The following is an 18,423-nucleotide window of genomic DNA, read 5'->3' on the forward strand; positions in this document are numbered from 1 at the left end:
GGTAGGGTAAATCTTCCCGAACCGAATGAAGCGTTCATGCCTCATACCGGCAGCCTACACATAGACTATTGCGTTGTAGTGAAAGTCACAGCGATAAGGTACTGAATGTACACTTGTTCACTGAAATTTTAAACCGGGCCTGTTTATGGGCCCGTTTGGGTACCTAAGACTGCCGCACTTTCGTCTTTCACGCCAGTCGCAGTTGGTTGATGGCGCAGCGCTATTGCACCCAGCGCTGCAGGATTTGCTGCAAATCCGTGCGTTTGAACGGCTTGGCCAGGTAATCGTTCATTCCGGCCGCCATGCAGGCTTCGCGATCGCCCTGCAACGCGTTGGCGGTCAGAGCAATGATCGGCAGATCGGCGCAGCCGGGGAGTTGCCGAATCTGCCGGGTGGCCTCGTAGCCGTCGATCACCGGCAAGCGGCAATCCATCAGGATCGCGGTAAAAATCAGGCTCTCGGCACTGCGGATGGCTTCGGCGCCGTCGGTGGCCAGGCTCACTGCAAAGCCCAGGCTGCGCAGCATCGCTTCGACCACGGTGCGGTTGACTGGGTTGTCTTCCACCAGCAAGACATGACGGCCATCACCGGCGCTGGTCTTGCCTTCGGCGTGCGGGGCAATCGTCGGCAGGCTTTGCTGATCGATGGCCAGCGGAATTTCCAGGGTAAACACCGAGCCTCGGCCTTCCTCGCTCTGGGCGCGCAGCGTGCCGCCCATGCGTTCGGCCAGGGTGCGTGCAATCGGCAAGCCCAACCCGGTGCCGCCGTAACGTCTTGAAATGGAACTGTCGGCCTGCTGGAACGCGTCGAACATCAGTTCCAAGCGCTCGGCGGAAATTCCGATGCCGCTGTCGCGCACGGTGCAGGTGAACCACACCAGTTCATGGTCGAGCGTTTGCCAGTGCGGCTCAACGGTCACCGTACCGTGTTCGGTAAATTTCAGCGCGTTGCCGATCAGGTTCACCAGAATCTGCCGGATACGCGTGGGGTCACCCTGCACTCGCAGGGCATCCATGCCCGGCGGAATCGGCAGCTCCAGCGTCAACCCGCGTTGCTGGGCGCTGTGTTGGAAAGCCTGAGCGCAGTTGCTGATCAGGTCGGCGAGGTTGAACGAAATATGTTCCAGCTCCAGCGCGGCGCGTTCGATGCGCGAGAAGTCGAGGATGTCGTTGATCACCTTGAGCAAATGCTCGGTGGACTCTGAGGCCAGTGCCGCGTACTCGGTCTGCTCCTCGGTCATCTCGGTGGTTTCAAGCAGTTGCAACATACCCAGTACGCCATTCATGGGCGTGCGCAACTCGTGACTCATCATGGCCAGGAAGTCCGACTTGGCATTGTTCGCTCGTTCGGCCTCCTCGCGGGTCTGGATCAACTGCGCCATGGCCTGGTGCTGTTCGCGGCTGGCCTGGTTGAGGCCCTCGGCCAGGTTATTGATATGCCGCGACAGGTCGCCCAGTTCCGAGTCATCGACAATCGGCAGCGGCGTTTTGTAATCGCCTTGCTGGATCGCTTTCACCGCATTGCCCATGGCGCTGATCGGCTGCGACAGGCTGGCCGCCAGGCGCCGCGCGAGCAAGAAGGTAAACAGCAGCGCGAACAGGGCAAGGATACCGGCCTTGAACAGGATTTCCTGTTGGCGCTGGCTGAACGCGTCGTTGGACATGCCGACAATCACCCGTCCCAGGTAATCCGCACGCGGCGCCGTGGGTTCACTGAGGTTGTCCTGGAAAAAGTCAGTGCCCAGTTGGATATGTTGCAGACGGATGGGCGCCTGGAACACTTTCACCGACAGCGAGCGGTCGTGTTTTTCCGACGGTTGCTCGACGTACACCAAAATGTTTTCGGCGCTGTCCTGAATCTCCAGAAAGCGCACATGCGGCGTGGCCAAGGTCGCGCGCAGCAGGCTCTCAAGCACGTCGTTGTTGCCGGAAATCACGCCGTATTCGGTGGCGGGCGCGAGTTGGTTGGCGATCAGTTGGCCGGTGTGATCCAGTTCCTGGCGCAGGTCTTGGATACGCACGAAAGTAAAGAAGCTGATCAACAGCAAGGTCAGTAACAATGCCGGGCCCAGCGTGATGAGCTGGGTGCGGGTATTGATGTCCCAACGACGACGCAAGGTCATGGACGTTTTTCTCCTTCGGCCAATCGGGCGGCGACGGCGACTTCGTCAACCTGTTCGATTCCCAGTGAGCGTGCGACTTGCGGGTTACCGATGACTTTGAAGTGTTCCGGGTACAACGAGCGCGGCCAGCTAGTTGGCGGGTGGTCCAGTAGTCGGTCGAGTACCTCGAGCCAGTCGGCCTGGTCGCTGTAGGTGCTGGCCAGGCTGCCAGCCTTGACGAACCCGGCATTGGGGCCCACCAGCGGCAGTTGCTGGGCGTAACTGCTGAGCAACAGGTTCTTTACGGTTTTCGGGTTGTAGAGCCGTGTGTCATCGAAGCCGAGCAGCACATCACTGTTCTTGAGCAGATTTTGCAGCGCGCGGCTGTCGTTCGTGTTGTCCCAGCGCTGCGGCACGATCTGCAGCCCCATCGGCGTCGCATACTCACGCAGCTCTTGCAGCAGGAACTCACTGTCGACGCCGTAGAGCACGCCGATGCGTTTGGCTTGCGGCAGGATGCTGGCGATCAGGTTCAACTGACGCGCGAGCGGCGGGTCGCTCCACAATAGGCTGATTTTGGCCGGTTGAGTGCTGCCCAGGCGCTGCCGGGCTTGCAGGCGGCTGATACGCAGCACCAGCGTCGGCGGGCCTTGGGCATCCTTCAGGCGCCAGTCGAGACCGGGTAGGTCGAGCAGGATCAGGCGGGTGTTGGCAGGTAAATGACTGGGTGGCGGCAGGTCTTTGAGCGCAGTAAAAGTCACGTGGTCTTCGGGGCGCTGTTGGGCAAGGGCCTGGGCAAAAGCGTGTACACCGGCACCGTCTTCGGCAGCGGTCAGCAGAATATTGGCGCTCCAGGCTGGCGCGGTCAGCAGCAGGCACGCCCATAGCAAGCCGCGGCGGCACAGGCGTGAAACAAACAGGAGGGTCATCCGTGACGGGTCGCCCATGTCAGAACTCTAACTCCGCGCTGAGGTAGAGGACGTGGCGACTGTCGTAATTGTTATCGGCAAAGGTGGTGGGCTGGTTATCGAGGCGTTGCTGCAACATGCCGGCCAGCTCCACGTTGGCTTTGCCCAGGGCAATGCGCTTGGCCACGCGCAGGTCGACCCGTTCGAAGCGGTATTGATTGAGTGCGTCGTCACCATAGTAGAACAGCGCACTCGACCAGCCGTGGCCCCATTCACGCAGCCAGCCGGCCGAGCCGCTGTTGCGCGCGGTCTGTGCTTTATCCCGCGGGTTGCTGGAGGTGGCATCGACGTAAGCATAGGTCAGCCGCAGGCGATCGGCGTTGCTCATGCGCCAATCGAACTGCGATTCGGCCCCGGTAAACCGCGCGCTGTTGGCGTTGCTGGCAATGTACTGATTGTTGCGTAGCGGCGAGCTGATCATGTCGGTGATTTCGTCGTAGAACAGTTTCACGTCGACATTCAGCCCGAGGTCGGCAAAGAAGCCGTTGTAGCCCAGCTCGCGCGAGCGCATCAACTCTTTATCGAGGTTGCCGGGGCCGCGTGTCACCACAAAATATTGCCCGGAGTTTTGCCCGTAGGCCGGGGAACTGAGGTTGGTGACCCGATAACTCCAGTTGACGTTGTTCTCGAACATGTCTGGCGAGCGAATCGCCTCGGAATACACCGCACGTAAACCGTGGCGTGGGTTGATCAAGTAGTTGACCGCCACGCGCGGGGTCAGCGAGTTGCCGCTCAGGTGGGTGTCTTCGTACATCGCGCCGCCCTGCAGCAGCCAGTGTTCGCTGGCACGCCATTCCAGGTGGCCGAACAGTCGCCATGTGGTGTCGTCGAGGGTGCCATTGAAGTAGGTGTCGGAGTCGGCGCGGTCATAGCGGTAATTCATGCCGCTGACCAGGCGCAGGCTGTCGGACAGGCTGAGAGTGTCCTGGATCTCGAGGTCATAGCGACTCTCGCGGGTGCTTTGGTCGATATCGCCGCACACGCTTTGGTTAGCGCCGTTACGCCACTGGTCCAGAACCTGGTTTCCCAACGCTTGCTCAGCGGCGCTGCCGGGCGGGGCCGTGCCCTGGCTATAAGTGTCCATGTGCCGGGCCAACTGTTCGGCGTAGTTGGGGTTCAACTGCCACAGTTGAGTCAGTTCCGGGCTGAACGACACCTTGGCGTCACAGGCTTTCCACACCTGTTGGCGGTCCCATTGCTGGGCCGAGCCCTGGATATACAAGCTGTGTTCGGGGTTGAAATCAAAGTTCCAACGTAAGGAACCGGCATAGTCCTTGGCGATAACGTCGGAATTGGTGCCGCCCTCGGTAATCCCGGCGAATACCGGGGTGTAGGTATAAGGGCGCTGGTTGCTGCCTTCTTTGGCGTCGAGTTGCACATCGATGCTCTGCTGTGCGTTCAGGGTCTGGCTCACCGCGAGGCTGAAGCGGTTGAGGCGGCGGCCGTCCCGGCGGTCGGCACCGACCTTATCGCTGTCAAAACCATCGTCCTGCTGGCCGGACATCGACAGGCGTAAATCACCGGTTTCCCAGCCCACGCCCTGGCTGGCATAGAAGTCGTTGATCCCACGTTCGCCACGGATTACCTTGATCCGCGAGCCATGGCTGTTGGACGGTGAGCGTGTGAGGATATTGACCACGGCCATCAGCGCATTGGCGCCATAGCTGACGGTATTGGGGCCGCGAAACACCTCGATACGCTCGATGTCTTCCATGGCCACTGGAATATCGCTCCAGTCCACCGTCGCCAGGCCTGCGCGGTACACCGAACGCCCGTCGATCAACACCTGCATACGCCGTGCATCGCTGGCGCTGGTGCCGTGGTAGTTCACCGCCGCCTGGTTGCCGGTGGTGTAGCCGACCATCATCCCCGGCACCAGCCGCAGTAGCTCGGCGATGTCGCGCGCGCCGCTGGCCTTGATCAACTCGCTGTCGATCACGGTCATGCTGCCGGGCACGGCGGCGGCCGATTGCTTGAGGCGCGTGGCCGTCAGCACCTGGGGCAGCGGCTGACTGTCGAGGAACAGGTCATCCGCCAGCGCTGACGCGCTGCATAGCAGCATCAGCAAGAGAGATGAGCGAGGAGGAGGGCCCAGGTACACGGCACGGCCTTGATAATTACGGATAGCCGCCCATGTTAACTGAGGTGGGGCCATTTGCCAGTCGTCGGCCTCACAATTACTTCACACGGAGGTGGCATTTTCCGACAAACGTGTGAATTGACACGGGGGCTGGCCGCAAGCGGGTCGCCCCGTATAATGCCGCCATCGCCACTGGTATGGATTAACGGATTGCATATGACTGAACAGCGCCCTATTGCGGTCCTGGGAGGCGGAAGTTTTGGTACCGCCGTGGCAAACCTGCTGGCCGAAAACGGTCACGCGGTACGCCAGTGGATGCGCGACCCCGAGCAGGCGGAGGCCATCCGCGTCCACCGCGAAAACCCCCGTTACCTTAAAGGCATCAAGATTCACCCGGCGGTCGAGCCGGTGACCGACTTGTTGGCCACGTTGACCGCGTGCGACCTGTGCTTCGTCGCGCTGCCCTCCAACGCCTTGCGTTCGGTGCTGGCGGCCCATGCTGAACGCCTGGCGGGCAAGTTACTGGTTAGCCTGACCAAGGGCATCGAGGCGCACACGTTCAAGCTGATGAGCGAAATCCTCGAAGAGATCGCCCCCCAGGCGCGCATCGGCGTGCTGTCCGGTCCAAACCTGGCCCGGGAAGTGGCTGAGCACGCGCTGACAGCCACCGTGGTCGCCAGTGAAGACGAAGCGCTGTGCGAACGCGTCCAAGCCGTGCTGCATGGTCGTACGTTTCGCGTCTACGCCAGCAGCGATCGTTTTGGCGTCGAGCTGGGCGGGGCGTTGAAAAACGTCTATGCGATCATCGCCGGTATGGCTGTCGCCTTGGGCATGGGCGAAAACACCAAGAGCATGCTGATCACCCGCGCGCTGGCGGAGATGACCCGCTTTGCAGTGAATCAGGGCGCCAACCCGATGACGTTCCTGGGGCTGGCCGGTGTGGGCGACTTGATCGTCACCTGCTCGTCGCCGAAAAGCCGCAATTATCAGGTCGGTTTTGCCCTGGGCCAGGGCTTGAGCCTTGAGGACGCGGTAACACGCCTGGGCGAAGTCGCCGAAGGCGTCAACACGCTCAAAGTGTTGAAGGCCAAGGCTCAGGAAGTTGGCGTGTATATGCCGCTGGTCGCCGGGCTGCACGCGATCCTGTTTGAAGGGCGCACCTTGAACCAGGTCATCGAGTTGCTGATGCGCGCCGAACCGAAAACCGATGTCGACTTTATTTCCACCAGTGGTTTCAACTGAGGAATGCGCCATGAACGATCCGAAAGCAGCGCCTAAATACGAGTCCATCCTCCTGCGTATCCTCTGGATGCTGGTGTTTGCCCTGGTGTGGCAAGTGGCGCAGTTCCTGCTCGGCGCTTTGGTGGTAGTGCAGTTGGTGTATCGCCTGGTCTATGGCGCGCCGAACCTGGGGCTGATGAACTTTGGTGACAGCCTCAGCCAGTTCCTTGCGCAGATCGGCCGTTTCGGCAGCTTCCATACCGAGCAAAAACCCTGGCCGTTCGCCGATTGGCCGACCCCGCGTGCCCCCGAAGGCGAAGCCGCCCACAGCGTGCCGCCGGCGCCGCACCCGGTGCGTGATGAAGAGCCAAAACTGTGAAGCTGTGGGTTTTGCGTCACGGTGAAGCCGAAGGGCATGCGCGCACCGACGCCGAGCGCAACCTCACTGAACAGGGGCGCGACGAAGTGTTGCGCAGTGCCGCGCAGCTGATTGGCCAGCCAATCAGCGCCATCTTTGCCAGCCCGTATGTACGCGCGCAACAAACTGCGCATTTGGTGCGTGACGCATTGGGGTTTGAGCCGGACATTCACACGGTGGCGTGGCTGACGCCGGACAGCAACCCGGTACAGGTGCTGGAAAAGCTCGACACCGATGACAATGTGCTGCTGGTCAGCCACCAGCCGTTGGTTGGCAGCCTGATCAGCTTTTTGCAGTATGGCCATTTGCGGCAGCCGCAACCGATGTACACCGCCAGCCTGGCGGAGCTTGAAGGGGATTATCCGCTGGCGGGGTTGATGAGTTTGGTGAGTGTGAAGAATCCTTAGGAACGCAGGTATGTATGCAACTCTTTGTGTTGTGTTAGGCCTGGGGCGGGTTTGGGTCGATTGAGTACATAGCCGTTACCCAAATAACGGATATGTACCCAGCGACCCCAAAACAACCCCATTACTCCAGCTGTAAAAAGATACCTCCCCCTACAGGATAGATCGCCGCTTCGTGTGTGCTATATAGTCAACCAAGCAAGTGCTTGGTTGGCTATCATCGGATCACAAAGGAGCGCGTCCCATGCCTGTCGCTTTTCGTTTGCCTTTGCAGGCCTTCTTCGAACGTGAAGCGCGCCACCCGCGCAAACCTTTTCTGGTGCAGCCCATCGGCGGTGGCGAGGTACAGACGCTCACCTGGGGTGAGGTCGGCCACCAAGCCCGTTGCGCCGCGCACTGGCTGCGCGCCCGGGGCTTGCCCCAAGGCTCGCACATCGCCCTGATTTCGAAAAACTGCGCGCACTGGATCATCGCTGACCTAGCAATCTGGATGGCCGGGCATGTGTCGGTGCCGCTGTACCCCAACCTCACCGCTGACTCCGTCGCTCACGTGCTGACCCATTCCGAGGCGGCGCTGGTGCTGATTGGTAAGCTGGATAACTGGCCTGCGATGGCGCCGGGTATTGCGCCCGGTTTGCCGACCATCAGCCTGCCGCTGTGCCCGGCCGGTGATTTCGATTACCGCTGGGCCGACCTGCAAGCCTGCTCACCGATCCAGGACAACCCCGAACCTGCCGCCTCCGGCCTGGCCACCATTGTCTACACCTCCGGCACCACCGGCTTGCCCAAAGGCGTAATGCAAACCTTCGGCGCCTTGGGCTTTGCTGCCACCCGCGGCACTGAGTTATTTGGCCTGGGGGAAGGCGACCGGTTACTGTCCTACCTGCCGCTGTGCCATGTGGCGGAGCGGATGTTCGTAGAGCTGGCCTCAATCTACACCGGGCAAACCGTTTTTTTTGCCGAGAGCCTCGATACGTTCCTGACGGACTTGCGCCGTGCACGGCCGACCGCGCTGTTCGGCGTGCCGAGGATTTGGACCAGGTTCCAGATGGGCGTCTACAGCAACATGCCGCAAAGGCGTCTCGACAGCCTGTTGCGCCTGCCATTTATCGGCAAGCGCGTCGGGCATAAAGTCCTCGCCGGTCTGGGCCTGGATGCGCTGCGCATTGCGTTGTCGGGCGCGGCGCCAGTGCCCGAAGCCTTGTTGCGTTGGTATCAGCGCCTGGGGCTGGACGTGCTGGAGGTGTATGGCATGACTGAAAGCTGCGGCTATTCCCATGTCTGTCGCCCCGGCCAGCAGATGCTCGGCTGGATCGGCCCACCGTGCCCTGGCGTCGAAGTGCGCATCGACGCGGTGGGCGAAGTGCAGGTGCGCAGCGATGCGACCATGCTCGGCTATTTCAAGGACCCGCAGAAAACCGCCGAGACGTTGACCGACGACGGCTTCCTGCGCACTGGCGACAAGGGTGAGCAGGACGCCGATGGCCGCCTGCGCCTGACCGGTCGACTCAAGGAAATATTCAAAACCAGCAAGGGCAAATACGTAGCCCCGGCACCGATTGAAAACCGCCTGGCTGAACATGCGCGCATCGAGCAGGTGTGCGTGGTCGGCGAAGGCCTGAGTGCACCGATAGGCCTGTGCGTGTTGTCGGCCGGCAGCCAGGACCGACAAGCCCTGCGAGGCAGCCTCGAACGCTGGCTGGAACAGGTCAATCAGACGCTGGATAAACATGAGCGCTTGCGTCAACTGGTGGTGGTAAAAGACAGTTGGGCGGTGGAGAACGGTTTCCTGACGCCGACCCTGAAGATCAAGCGCACGGTGATCGAGTCGACCTACGGTGCCCAGTTTCAACAGTGGAGCGCGCGCAGCGAATCCATTCTGTGGCAGGATTAGGGTCGTAATAAAACTAATAAGGACACCTTCATGAGTTTATGGCGCACCCAACCGAATATCGAACAACTCAATGCCATCCAGAAAAACACCATCGGTGAGTTGCTGGATATCCGCTTCGAAAGCTTCGACGACGAGTCCCTCACTGCCAGCATGGTCGTTGACCATCGCACGCATCAGCCTTACGGCCTGCTGCACGGCGGCGCGTCGGTGGTGTTGGCCGAGAGCGTCGGCTCCATGGCGGCTTACCTGTGCATCGATGCCAGCAAGTTCTATTGCGTGGGCCTGGAGGTCAACGCCAACCACCTGCGCGGTGTGCGCAGCGGGCGGGTGACGGCGGTGGCGCGGGCGATCCACATCGGCCGCACCACGCAAGTCTGGGACATTCGATTGACCAGCGACGATGGCAAGGCCAGCTGCGTATCGCGCCTGACTATGGCCGTGGTGCCGCTGGGCGAGAACCCGCCGGCGCGATAGGCGTGGCGTGAGTGTCATCATTCCTGGCAGTTACAGTCATTGCTGTGTTGCTCAGGCGTGGTGACAATCCACTTCTGTTTTTGTAGATGAGTTCGGTATGTCGCAGCACGTGTTTTTTGCCCACGCCAATGGTTTCCCTTCGGCCACCTATGGCAAGTTGTTTGCCGCCTTGGCCCCGGAATATGCAGTGGCTCACCTGCCGCAGCACGGTCACGACCCCAGGTTTCCGGTGGACGACAACTGGCAGAACCTGGTGGACGAGCTGATCCACCATCTGGAACTGCAGCCAGAACCGGTGTGGGGCGTGGGCCATTCCCTGGGCGGCGTGTTGCATTTGCACGCGGCCATGCGCTGCCCGCAGTTGTACCGCGGCGTGGTGATGCTCGATTCGCCGGTGCTGACCCGCGCCGACCGCTGGGTGATTCGCGCCGCCAAGCGTTTCGGTTTTATCGACCGCCTGACCCCGGCCGGCCGCACCTTGGGCCGACGTGAAGAGTTCACCGACCTGGATGCCGCGCGCAGCTACTTCGCCGGCAAGACGCTGTTTCGCGGGTTCGACCCGGAGTGCTTTGATGCTTACCTGCAACATGGCCTGCAACAGGTCGGCGATCGCCTGCGCCTGCGTTTCGATCCGGCTACCGAAATCAGCATCTACCGGGGCGTGCCCCACACCAGCCCCGGCCAGGTTCGCCAGTTGAAGGTGCCGCTGGCGGTAGTCCGTGGCCGTCAAAGTCGGGTGGTGATGCGTCACCATGCCAGCGGCGTCGACCGCCTGCCCATGGGCGAAATGCTCACCATGCCCGGTGGCCATATGTTCCCCCTCGAACGCCCCCAAGACACTGCGACCTTGATCAAAAACCTGTTCTGCCGCTGGCAAGCCCGCGAGCGCAGTTGCGCATGAGCACGCCAGTCGAAGAAGTCCGCCTGAGCCTGCCGCACATCGAGTTGGCGGCGCATTTGTTTGGTCCCGAGGACGGTTTGCCGGTGATCGCTTTGCATGGCTGGCTGGACAACGCCAACAGCTTCGCGCGGCTGGCGCCGAAGCTGCACGGTTTGCGTATCGTCGCGCTGGATATGGCCGGCCATGGGCATTCGGCGCATCGCCCTGCAGGGGCCGGTTATTCCCTGTGGGATTACGTCTTTGATGTGCTGCAAGTCGCCGAACAGCTGGGCTGGAAACGTTTTGCATTACTTGGCCACTCCCTCGGCGCTATCGTCTCCGTGGTGCTGGCCGGCGCCTTGCCGGAGCGGGTGACGCATCTGGGGTTGATCGACGGCGTGGTCCCGCCGACCGCCACTGGCGAGAACGCCGCCGAGCGGCTAGGCATGGCGTTGCAGGCGCAATTGAACCTGCAGGGCAAGCGCAAACCGGTCTATAGCACGCTGGATCGGGCGGTTGAGGCGCGTATGAAAGGCGTGGTGGCCGTCAGCCGCGAAGCAGCGGAACTGCTGGCCCAGCGCGGTTTGATGCCGGTGCCGGGTGGTTACACCTGGCGTACGGACAGTCGTCTGACACTTGCGTCGCCGGTGCGCCTGACTGATGAGCAGGCGATGGCTTTCGTGCGTCGTGTGGGTTGCCCTACACAGTTGGTGGTCGCGGCTGACGGCATGCTGGTGAAACATTCCGAATTGCTTTCCCAGCTACCCTTTACGGTGAACACGCTGCCGGGAGGCCATCATTTACACCTTAATGATGAGCCCGGCGCGATCCTTGTTGCAGACTGTTTCAATCGGTTCTTCCACGCGCCTTGACTTGGCGCGGGCAACTGCCGAGGCTGGGCGGATTGAAAGGGAGTCAACCATGTACGATCTCAACACCGCTGCGACCTCCGATGGCCAGGGCACACCGATCCGATGAGCCTGGGTAAAGGATGTATCCGTGCCCTCGGGCTGTGCTGCTTCAGCCCCTTGGTTTTCGCCGTCGACGTGCCGCGAAGCCAGGATTTACCTGCTGTGCCCCGCCAGGTCGATGCGCAAATCGTCGATTACCGCCCCGCTGAAGAAAAGGAACGCATCTACCCCATGGGCGCGATCCGCAAAATCAGCGGCCAGTTGCGTTACGAAGGCCAAGCCACGGCGCGCGGCCAAACCACCGCCATTACCTATGAGCTGCCCGCCGAACACACCTCCAGCGCTGCGTTTACCGCGACGCGCGAAGCGTTGCAGGCCAAGGGCGCGCAGCTGTTGTTCTGGTGCCAGGCTCGCGATTGTGGTGAAAGCAGTCTGTGGGCCAATGAAGTGTTCGGCAACGCCAAGCTGGTCGGCGCCGATGGCCAGCAGGAATACCTGCTGTTGCGCCTGGCCGCTCCCCAGGACAACTCGCTGGTGGCGCTTTACGGCATCACCCGTGGCAACCGTCGCGCGTATCTGCATGTAGAACAGATGGACGCCGGCGCACCGCTGGGGAACTTGCTGCCCACGTCGGCGACCTTGCTGCGCGAGTTGAAAAGCACCGGTGAACTAGACTTCCCGGCACTTGGAGCCGAACCTGACGCTACTTGGCTGACGCTGATTTCGCGTGGTTTGAACCTCGACGCTACGCTGCGCGTAAGTCTGACCGGGCCCACCGCCGAAGCCTGGCGCCAAGGCTTGATCGACAGCGGTGTACGTGCCGCCCGCCTGGAAACCGGCACCGGTGACGCTAAGGGTTTGCACCTGCATCTGATACGCTGACCGTAACAGGGCGAACGGACCCGCGCCGTTCGCCTAAGCTCTCTTCCTACAGCCTTATTCTCGAGATACCCGATGCTCAATAACGATCGCCTACTGGTGCAAATCCTGCTGCTGGTGCTGTTTGGTGCCAGCTTCTGGGTCATGGCGCCGTTTTGGTCGGCGCTGTTCTGGGGCGCGGTGCTAGCGTTTGCCAGCTGGCCGCTGATGCGCTTGTTGACCCGCTGGCTGGGTGGCCGGGAATCCCTGGCGGCGGGCATCCTGACCTTGGGTTGGATGTTGCTGGTGGCGGTGCCGCTGGTGTGGCTGGGCTTCAACTTGGCCGACCATGTGCGTGACGCGGTGGGTCTGATCAAAGATATCCAAGTCGACGGCCTGCCTGCCGCGCCGACCTGGCTGGGTTCGATTCCTTTTGTTGGCGAGCGCCTGGTGGCGACGTGGGACAGCATCGACCAGCAGGGCGCGGCGCTGATGGTCAGCATCAAGCCGTACCTGGGTCAGGTCGGCAACTGGCTGCTGGCGCGCAGTGCGCAGATCGGCGGCGGTATCCTCGAGTTGACCCTGAGCCTGGTGTTCGTGTTTTTCTTCTACCGGGACGGGCCGCGCCTCGCGACGTTTGTGCATCGCCTGCTGGAACGCCTGATCGGCGACCGTGCCGGTTACTATATCGAACTGGTGGCTGGCACTGTGCAACGGGTGGTCAACGGTGTGATCGGTACGGCCGCCGCCCAAGCCTTGCTGGCGCTGATCGGTTTCCTGATTGCCGGCGTGCCGGGCGCGCTGGTGCTGGGCATCGTCACCTTCCTGCTCAGCCTGATCCCCATGGGCCCGCCGCTGGTGTGGATCCCGGCCACGGCCTGGCTGGCATGGAAGGGCGATTACACTTATGCGGTGTTCCTCGGTGTGTGGGGCACGTTCATCATCAGCGGCGTGGACAACGTGCTCAAACCGTACCTGATCAGCCGAGGCGGCAACCTGCCGCTGGTGATTGTGCTGCTGGGCGTGTTTGGCGGGCTGATTGCTTTTGGTTTTATCGGCCTGTTTATCGGCCCGACCTTGTTGGCGGTTGCTTACAGCTTGCTGACGGATTGGAGTGCAACCCAGGCTCAAGTTCGTCGCGAAGACAAACCCTTGTAACTAATGTGGCAGGGGGCTTGCTCCCAATAGCGGTGTGACAGTCGGCATCTGCGTTGACTGAACCGCCGCAATCTTAAGCAAGCTTGCTCCCACATTTTTTCACCATGGTCGGCCTTTTAGGCGCGGGGCAACCACATGACGGCGGTCAAGCCACCGCCGGGGGTTTCTTCCAGGTTCAGGCGGCCGCCGAGGCGTTCCACTGCCTCCTTGGAAATCGTCATGCCCAGGCCGACGCCGCCTGAGTTGCGGTTGCGTGAACCTTCCAGACGAAAGAACGGTTCGAACACCGCCTCACGTTTGTCCGCCGCAATTCCCGGGCCGTGGTCGATCACGCGGATGACCAGGGCTTCGCGGCTGTCCGTCAGCTCTATCCGTGCCGTGCCGGCATAACGCAAGGCGTTGTCGATCAGGTTGTTGAGGCACGAACGCAGGGCCATCGGTTGCACCTGCAAGGGCGCGCAATTGCCCGCGAACTGCACGTCGCAGCCCTGGTCCTGGGCGTTCTCGCTGAGTGATTCGACCAACGCCTGTACATCGAGCCAGTGCCGGGTTTCGCCCGTGCGTTGTTCGTGCAGATAGCTCAGGGTGGAGTCGAGCATGCTGATCATGTCATCCAGGTCCTGGCGCATCTGGCCTTGCAGCTTGGTGTCTTCGATTTGTTCCAGGCGCAGCTTGAGGCGTGACAGCGGGGTGCGCAGGTCATGGGAGACCGCGCCGAGCATGCGTGCGCGCTGGCTGACTTGCTCACGTATGCGCTTTTGCATCAGGTTGAACGTCGACGCGGCCTGGCGTGCCTCCCGAGGGCCGGACTCGTTCAGCGGCGGGCTATCAAGGTCGAGGCTCAAGCGTTCGGCGGCTGCGCTCAGGCGCTGGATCGGTCGGCTAAGCAGTTTGGCGCCGTACCACGCCGCGATGATCAGCGAGATAAACTGAAATGTCAGCGGCACCACCGGGCCACCAAACCAGGGGCGATGATGCCGGTGCAGGGGCTTCATCGTGCCGTCCGGCTGCTCGACGAAGGTTTCCGGCGGCGGCGGCGGTGGCGGGCCGTAGTGGTGAAACCAGAAGAACGCCAGCACATGGGCCAACACAATAGCCACCAGCAATACGCCGAACAGCCTGCCGAACAGCGTATTGAAGGTAGCGCGCATCAACCGATATCCCGCGCGTCGAACAGGTAACCTTCGCCACGCACGGTCTTGATCAATTGCGGTGCTTTGGGGTCGTCCCCAAGCTTCTGGCGCAGGCGCGAGACCAGCAGGTCGATGCTGCGATCAAACGCCTCGATGGAGCGGCCACGGGCGGCGTCCAGCAGTTGTTCTCGGCTCAGAACGCGGCGCGGGCGTTCGATAAACACCCACAATAAGCGAAACTCGGCGTTGGACAGCGGCACCACCAGGCCATTGTCGGCCACCAGTTGACGCAACACGCTGTTAAGGCGCCAGTTGTCGAAACGGATGTTGGCACGTTGCTCGGTACGGTCATCTCGCACCCGGCGCAGGATGGTCTGAATGCGTGCCACCAGCTCGCGCGGTTCGAAGGGTTTGGACATGTAGTCATCGGCGCCCAGTTCCAGGCCGATGATGCGGTCGGTGGGTTCGCAGCGCGCGGTGAGCATCAGGATCGGGATGTCCGATTCTGCGCGCAACCAGCGGCACAGCGACAGGCCATCTTCGCCCGGCAGCATCAGGTCGAGCACCACCACATCAAAGGTTTCGGCTTGCATGGCGGTGCGCATGGCCGTGCCGTCGGTGACACCAATGGCGAGAATATTGAAGCGCGCCAGGTAGTCGATCAGCAGTTCGCGAATCGGTACATCGTCATCGACGATCAGCGCGCGCGTGCTCCAGCGCTTGTCTTCGGCGATCACCGCGTCTTTCTGCGCTTCGTTTACAGCGGCGGTAGGGGTATGCATAGTGCGATCATCTGCCTGGTTGTTGCTGTCAGCATAGGCGCCCAGCCCCATGGCTGGAAGTGCTGTACGGGCGGTCATGTGCGCGAGGCTAGACGCGGTGCGTGTTGAGGGCATGTCGTGAATGTATCGGCCTTGACACAATTGCTTGAAATGCCGGGTTATGGGCGCTTGATCAGTATTTTACCGATCATCGGATCCCGCGACGGCGCCGCTTGCGCTACAATCCGCGCCGATTTCGACTTGCCTGAGAGCCCATTCAAATGTCCTTCTGCCAGACTCCTATCATCGTCGCCCTGGATTACCCCACTCGTGACGCCGCACTGAAGCTGGCTGACCAGTTGGACCCCAAGCTTTGCCGGGTCAAGGTCGGTAAGGAACTGTTTACCAGTTGCGCGGCGGACATCGTTGGAACCTTGCGTGACAAAGGTTTCGAAGTGTTCCTCGACCTGAAATTCCACGATATCCCCAACACCACGGCTATGGCGGTGAAAGCCGCGGCTGAGATGGGCGTATGGATGGTCAATGTGCACTGCTCCGGCGGTTTGCGCATGATGGCAGCGTGCCGTGAAGTGCTGGAACAGCGCAGCGGGCCGAAACCGCTGCTGATCGGTGTGACGGTGTTGACCAGCATGGAGCGTGAGGATCTGGCCGGCATCGGCTTGGATATCGAGCCTCAGGAGCAGGTATTGCGCCTGGCGGCCCTGGCGCAGAAGGCTGGCCTTGATGGTCTGGTGTGCTCGGCGCTGGAAGCCCAGGCCTTGAAGACGGCTCACCCGTCGTTGCAACTGGTCACCCCAGGGATTCGTCCGGCGGGCAGTGCACAGGATGATCAGCGGCGCATTCTGACTCCGCGTCAGGCGTTGGATGCAGGTTCGGATTATCTGGTGATTGGTCGTCCGATCAGCCAGGCGGCGGATCCGGCCAAAGCGTTGGCCGCCGTAGTCGCCGAAATCGCCTGACGAACGCTCCCACGCTTTGCGTGGGAACGCCTCTTGTGATGCAGAGCGTCCCGGGCTGATTCCCAGGCAGCGCGTGGGAATCAGCTGGTCAGCTAACCTTCAACACCAACTTCCCAAAATTCTCCCCACTGAACAGCTTCATCAATGTCTCCGGAAAAGTCTCCAACCCCTCGACAATATCCTCCTTGCTCTTGAGCTTGCCCTGCGCCATCCACCCAGCCATTTCCTGCCCGGCGGCGGCAAAGTTTGCCGCATGGTCCATCACCACAAACCCCTCCATGCGCGCACGATTAACCAGCAGCGACAAGTAATTGGCCGGGCCTTTCACCGCTTCTTTATTGTTGTACTGGCTGATGGCACCACAGATCACCACCCGCGCCTTCAGCGCGAGACGGCTGAGCACCGCGTCGAGAATGTCGCCGCCGACGTTATCGAAATACACATCCACGCCTTTAGGGCACTCGCGCTTGAGGGCGGCAGTCACCTCTTCGCTCTTGTAATCAATGGCGGCATCAAACCCCAACTCATCCACCAGGAATTTGCACTTGTCGGCGCCCCCGGCAATACCCACCACGCGGCAGCCTTTGATTTTGGCAATCTGCCCGGCAATGCTGCCCACCGCTCCGGCAGCGCCGGAGATCACCACGGTTTCACCCGCCTTGGGCGCGCCCGTGTCGAGCAGGGCAAAGTAGGCGGTCATGCCCGTCATGCCGAGGGCAGACAGGTAGCGCGGCAGCGGTGCCAGTTTCGGGTCGACCTTATAGAAGCCACGTGGCTCGCCGAGGAAATAGTCCTGCACGCCCAGCGCGCCATTTACATAGTCGCCCACCGCGAATTTCGGATTATTTGAGGCGATCACCTGTCCCACCCCCAGCGCGCGCATCACTTCACCAATACCGACAGGCGGAATGTAGGACTTGCCCTCGTTCATCCAGCCGCGCATCGCCGGGTCCAGGGATAGGTATTCATTGTGCACCAGCACTTGCCCATCCCCCGGTGTGCCCACCGGCACTTCCTGATAAGTGAAGGTGTCCCGCGTGGCCGCGCCGACCGGGCGTTTGGCGAGCAGGAACTGGCGGTTGGTCTGGGCAGTCATGGCAAGGACTCTTTAGAAATGAGCCCTTAGTGATAGACCTGGAATGGTCTGAGGGCAAGGTTGTACGAGGGGGGCGAATGCCCGCCGATAGGCCTGGTTGATAGTGAGGCCAGTAGTGGCCTTATCACTGCAATTCATACAGCGCTCACCGGCCTTCTGATAGTGCTGACGCTGCCGTGCTGGCGTTGGCTAGACTCGGCCCACGGCTATTTTTTCCATAGGACATCCCCCATGAGCATGACGTTTTCCGGCCAGGTCGCCCTGGTGACTGGCGCCGCCGCTGGTATTGGCCGCGCCACCGCGTTGGCATTCGCCGCCGAAGGTCTGAAAGTAGTGGTTGCCGACTTGGACGTGGCGGGCGGCGAGGGCACGGTTGCGCTGATTCAACGCGCTGGTGGCGAGGCGCTGTTTGTTCGCTGCAACGTCACGCTGGAAGCGGATGTGCAGCAGTTGATGGCAAAAACCGTCGCGGCCTATGGGCGCCTCGACTATGCCTTCAACAACGCCGGGATCGAGATCGAGAAGGGCAAGCTGGCCGACGGCAGCCTGGATGAGTTCGACGCGATCATGGGCGTTAACGTCAAGGGCGTGTGGTTGTGCATGAAGCATCAGTTGCCGCTGCTGTTGGCCCAGGGCGGCGGGGCGATCGTCAACACGGCGTCGGTGGCGGGGTTGGGCGCGGCGCCGAAGATGAGTATCTATGCTGCCTCTAAGCACGCCGTCATCGGCCTGACCAAATCGGCAGCCATTGAGTACGCGAAAAAGAAAATTCGCGTGAATGCGGTGTGCCCTGCGGTGATTGACACCGACATGTTCCGCCGTGCGTATGAAGCCGACCCGCGCAAGGCTGAGTTTGCTGCCGCCATGCACCCGGTCGGGCGCATTGGAAAAGTGGAGGAAATTGCCAGCGCCGTGCTGTACCTGTGCAGCGACGGTGCAGCCTTCACCACGGGTCAGGCGCTGGCCGTGGACGGTGGCGCGACGGCGATCTAGGACGCGATACCACAGCCTATTCGAAAAAGGCCAGGGACGCTGTGGGGCGTTTCCAAGGCTGGCACAAGGCCTCGTCAGAATGTGTATCAGCAG

Annotated in this window: 17 protein-coding genes; 11 read left to right on the forward strand and 6 right to left on the reverse strand. The window is 61.4% G+C overall.

Annotated elements, in window-relative coordinates:
- Positions 1–220: 220 nt before the first annotated feature.
- From FW764_RS12250 to FW764_RS12260, 3 genes are read right to left on the reverse strand one after another with little or no spacing between them, the layout of a single operon-like run.
- Positions 221–2,122 (reverse strand): ATP-binding protein, encoded by a 1,902-nt coding sequence (locus tag FW764_RS12250; RefSeq protein WP_446434143.1) that lies wholly within the window; start codon positions 2,120–2,122, stop codon positions 221–223.
- Positions 2,119–3,048, reverse strand: coding sequence for an ABC transporter substrate-binding protein (locus tag FW764_RS12255; RefSeq protein WP_446434144.1), 930 nt, complete (start codon positions 3,046–3,048; stop codon positions 2,119–2,121). Before FW764_RS12255 ends, FW764_RS12250 begins: the two co-directional genes overlap by 4 nt.
- A 1-nt stretch (position 3,049) precedes the next feature.
- Entirely contained in the window at positions 3,050–5,170 is a 2,121-nt protein-coding gene (locus FW764_RS12260) for a TonB-dependent receptor plug domain-containing protein (protein WP_446434189.1), read from the reverse strand.
- Between the two features lie 195 nt (positions 5,171–5,365).
- Between FW764_RS12260 and FW764_RS12265 the strand changes: the two genes are divergently transcribed.
- The 9 genes from FW764_RS12265 (at position 5,366) to FW764_RS12305 (ending at position 13,367) form a co-directional block, all read left to right on the forward strand.
- Positions 5,366–6,391, forward strand: a complete 1,026-nt coding sequence (locus tag FW764_RS12265) for an NAD(P)H-dependent glycerol-3-phosphate dehydrogenase (RefSeq protein ID WP_446434145.1) — start codon at positions 5,366–5,368, stop codon at positions 6,389–6,391.
- A gap of 10 nt (positions 6,392–6,401) precedes the next feature.
- Positions 6,402–6,749: a DUF4389 domain-containing protein gene (locus FW764_RS12270; protein WP_119739584.1), complete on the forward strand. Its 348-nt coding sequence runs from the start codon at positions 6,402–6,404 to the stop codon at positions 6,747–6,749.
- Entirely contained in the window at positions 6,746–7,195 is a 450-nt protein-coding gene (gene sixA / locus FW764_RS12275) for a phosphohistidine phosphatase SixA (protein WP_446434146.1), read from the forward strand. Before FW764_RS12270 ends, sixA begins: the two co-directional genes overlap by 4 nt.
- A gap of 241 nt (positions 7,196–7,436) precedes the next feature.
- Complete coding sequence (locus FW764_RS12280) at positions 7,437–9,086, forward strand: AMP-binding protein (RefSeq protein ID WP_446434147.1); 1,650 nt, start codon at positions 7,437–7,439, stop codon at positions 9,084–9,086.
- A 30-nt stretch (positions 9,087–9,116) separates the two neighbouring features.
- Entirely contained in the window at positions 9,117–9,560 is a 444-nt protein-coding gene (locus tag FW764_RS12285; RefSeq protein WP_169985755.1) for a hotdog fold thioesterase, read from the forward strand.
- Between the two features lie 97 nt (positions 9,561–9,657).
- Positions 9,658–10,461, forward strand: a complete 804-nt coding sequence (locus FW764_RS12290) for an alpha/beta fold hydrolase (protein ID WP_083359343.1) — start codon at positions 9,658–9,660, stop codon at positions 10,459–10,461.
- Complete coding sequence (locus tag FW764_RS12295; RefSeq protein WP_446434148.1) at positions 10,458–11,312, forward strand: alpha/beta hydrolase; 855 nt, start codon at positions 10,458–10,460, stop codon at positions 11,310–11,312. The genes FW764_RS12290 and FW764_RS12295 overlap by 4 nt, the downstream gene beginning before the upstream one ends.
- Before the next feature lie 102 nt (positions 11,313–11,414).
- On the forward strand, positions 11,415–12,233 hold the full coding sequence (locus FW764_RS12300) for a DUF4892 domain-containing protein (protein ID WP_446434149.1): 819 nt from the start codon (positions 11,415–11,417) through the stop codon (positions 12,231–12,233).
- Between the two features lie 72 nt (positions 12,234–12,305).
- On the forward strand, positions 12,306–13,367 hold the full coding sequence (locus FW764_RS12305) for an AI-2E family transporter (RefSeq protein ID WP_395608376.1): 1,062 nt from the start codon (positions 12,306–12,308) through the stop codon (positions 13,365–13,367).
- Positions 13,368–13,483: 116 nt separating this feature from the next.
- Here the strand turns inward: FW764_RS12305 and FW764_RS12310 are convergent, their stop codons facing one another.
- Together FW764_RS12310 and FW764_RS12315 are read right to left on the reverse strand one after the other, a co-directional pair.
- Complete coding sequence (locus FW764_RS12310) at positions 13,484–14,518, reverse strand: sensor histidine kinase (protein WP_446434150.1); 1,035 nt, start codon at positions 14,516–14,518, stop codon at positions 13,484–13,486.
- A complete protein-coding gene (locus tag FW764_RS12315; protein WP_446434190.1) occupies positions 14,518–15,282 on the reverse strand; it encodes a response regulator in 765 nt (254 codons plus the stop codon). Before FW764_RS12315 ends, FW764_RS12310 begins: the two co-directional genes overlap by 1 nt.
- Before the next feature lie 260 nt (positions 15,283–15,542).
- On the opposite strand from FW764_RS12315, the gene pyrF reads away from it, so the two are divergent.
- Positions 15,543–16,241 (forward strand): orotidine-5'-phosphate decarboxylase, encoded by a 699-nt coding sequence (gene pyrF / locus FW764_RS12320; protein WP_446434151.1) that lies wholly within the window; start codon positions 15,543–15,545, stop codon positions 16,239–16,241.
- 88 nt (positions 16,242–16,329) lie between these two features.
- On the opposite strand, the gene FW764_RS12325 is transcribed toward pyrF, so the two are convergent.
- The gene (locus FW764_RS12325; protein WP_446434152.1) at positions 16,330–17,337 is read right to left on the reverse strand and encodes an NADP-dependent oxidoreductase; all 1,008 of its coding nucleotides are present in this window, start codon (positions 17,335–17,337) and stop codon (positions 16,330–16,332) included.
- A gap of 231 nt (positions 17,338–17,568) precedes the next feature.
- Here FW764_RS12325 and FW764_RS12330 point away from each other — a divergent pair, with 231 nt between their 5' ends.
- Entirely contained in the window at positions 17,569–18,330 is a 762-nt protein-coding gene (locus FW764_RS12330) for an SDR family oxidoreductase (RefSeq protein ID WP_446434153.1), read from the forward strand.
- Positions 18,331–18,423 lie beyond the last annotated feature (93 nt).

The organism is Pseudomonas sp. 1152_12, assembly GCF_052850675.1.

Bases quoted from the DNA above. Each gene is read 5' to 3' on its own strand.
- FW764_RS12250 (WP_446434143.1), bottom strand. From the start codon at position 2,122: ATGACCTTGCGTCGTCGTTGGGACATCAATACCCGCACCCAGCTCATC.
- FW764_RS12255 (WP_446434144.1), bottom strand. From the start codon at position 3,048: ATGGGCGACCCGTCACGGATGACCCTCCTGTTTGTTTCACGCCTGTGC.
- FW764_RS12265 (WP_446434145.1), top strand. From the start codon at position 5,366: ATGACTGAACAGCGCCCTATTGCGGTCCTGGGAGGCGGAAGTTTTGGT.
- FW764_RS12270 (WP_119739584.1), top strand. From the start codon at position 6,402: ATGAACGATCCGAAAGCAGCGCCTAAATACGAGTCCATCCTCCTGCGT.
- FW764_RS12280 (WP_446434147.1), top strand. From the start codon at position 7,437: ATGCCTGTCGCTTTTCGTTTGCCTTTGCAGGCCTTCTTCGAACGTGAA.
- FW764_RS12285 (WP_169985755.1), top strand. From the start codon at position 9,117: ATGAGTTTATGGCGCACCCAACCGAATATCGAACAACTCAATGCCATC.
- FW764_RS12290 (WP_083359343.1), top strand. From the start codon at position 9,658: ATGTCGCAGCACGTGTTTTTTGCCCACGCCAATGGTTTCCCTTCGGCC.
- FW764_RS12295 (WP_446434148.1), top strand. From the start codon at position 10,458: ATGAGCACGCCAGTCGAAGAAGTCCGCCTGAGCCTGCCGCACATCGAG.
- FW764_RS12300 (WP_446434149.1), top strand. From the start codon at position 11,415: ATGAGCCTGGGTAAAGGATGTATCCGTGCCCTCGGGCTGTGCTGCTTC.
- FW764_RS12305 (WP_395608376.1), top strand. From the start codon at position 12,306: ATGCTCAATAACGATCGCCTACTGGTGCAAATCCTGCTGCTGGTGCTG.
- FW764_RS12310 (WP_446434150.1), bottom strand. From the start codon at position 14,518: ATGCGCGCTACCTTCAATACGCTGTTCGGCAGGCTGTTCGGCGTATTG.
- FW764_RS12315 (WP_446434190.1), bottom strand. From the start codon at position 15,282: ATGCATACCCCTACCGCCGCTGTAAACGAAGCGCAGAAAGACGCGGTG.
- pyrF (WP_446434151.1), top strand. From the start codon at position 15,543: ATGTCCTTCTGCCAGACTCCTATCATCGTCGCCCTGGATTACCCCACT.
- FW764_RS12325 (WP_446434152.1), bottom strand. From the start codon at position 17,337: ATGACTGCCCAGACCAACCGCCAGTTCCTGCTCGCCAAACGCCCGGTC.
- FW764_RS12330 (WP_446434153.1), top strand. From the start codon at position 17,569: ATGAGCATGACGTTTTCCGGCCAGGTCGCCCTGGTGACTGGCGCCGCC.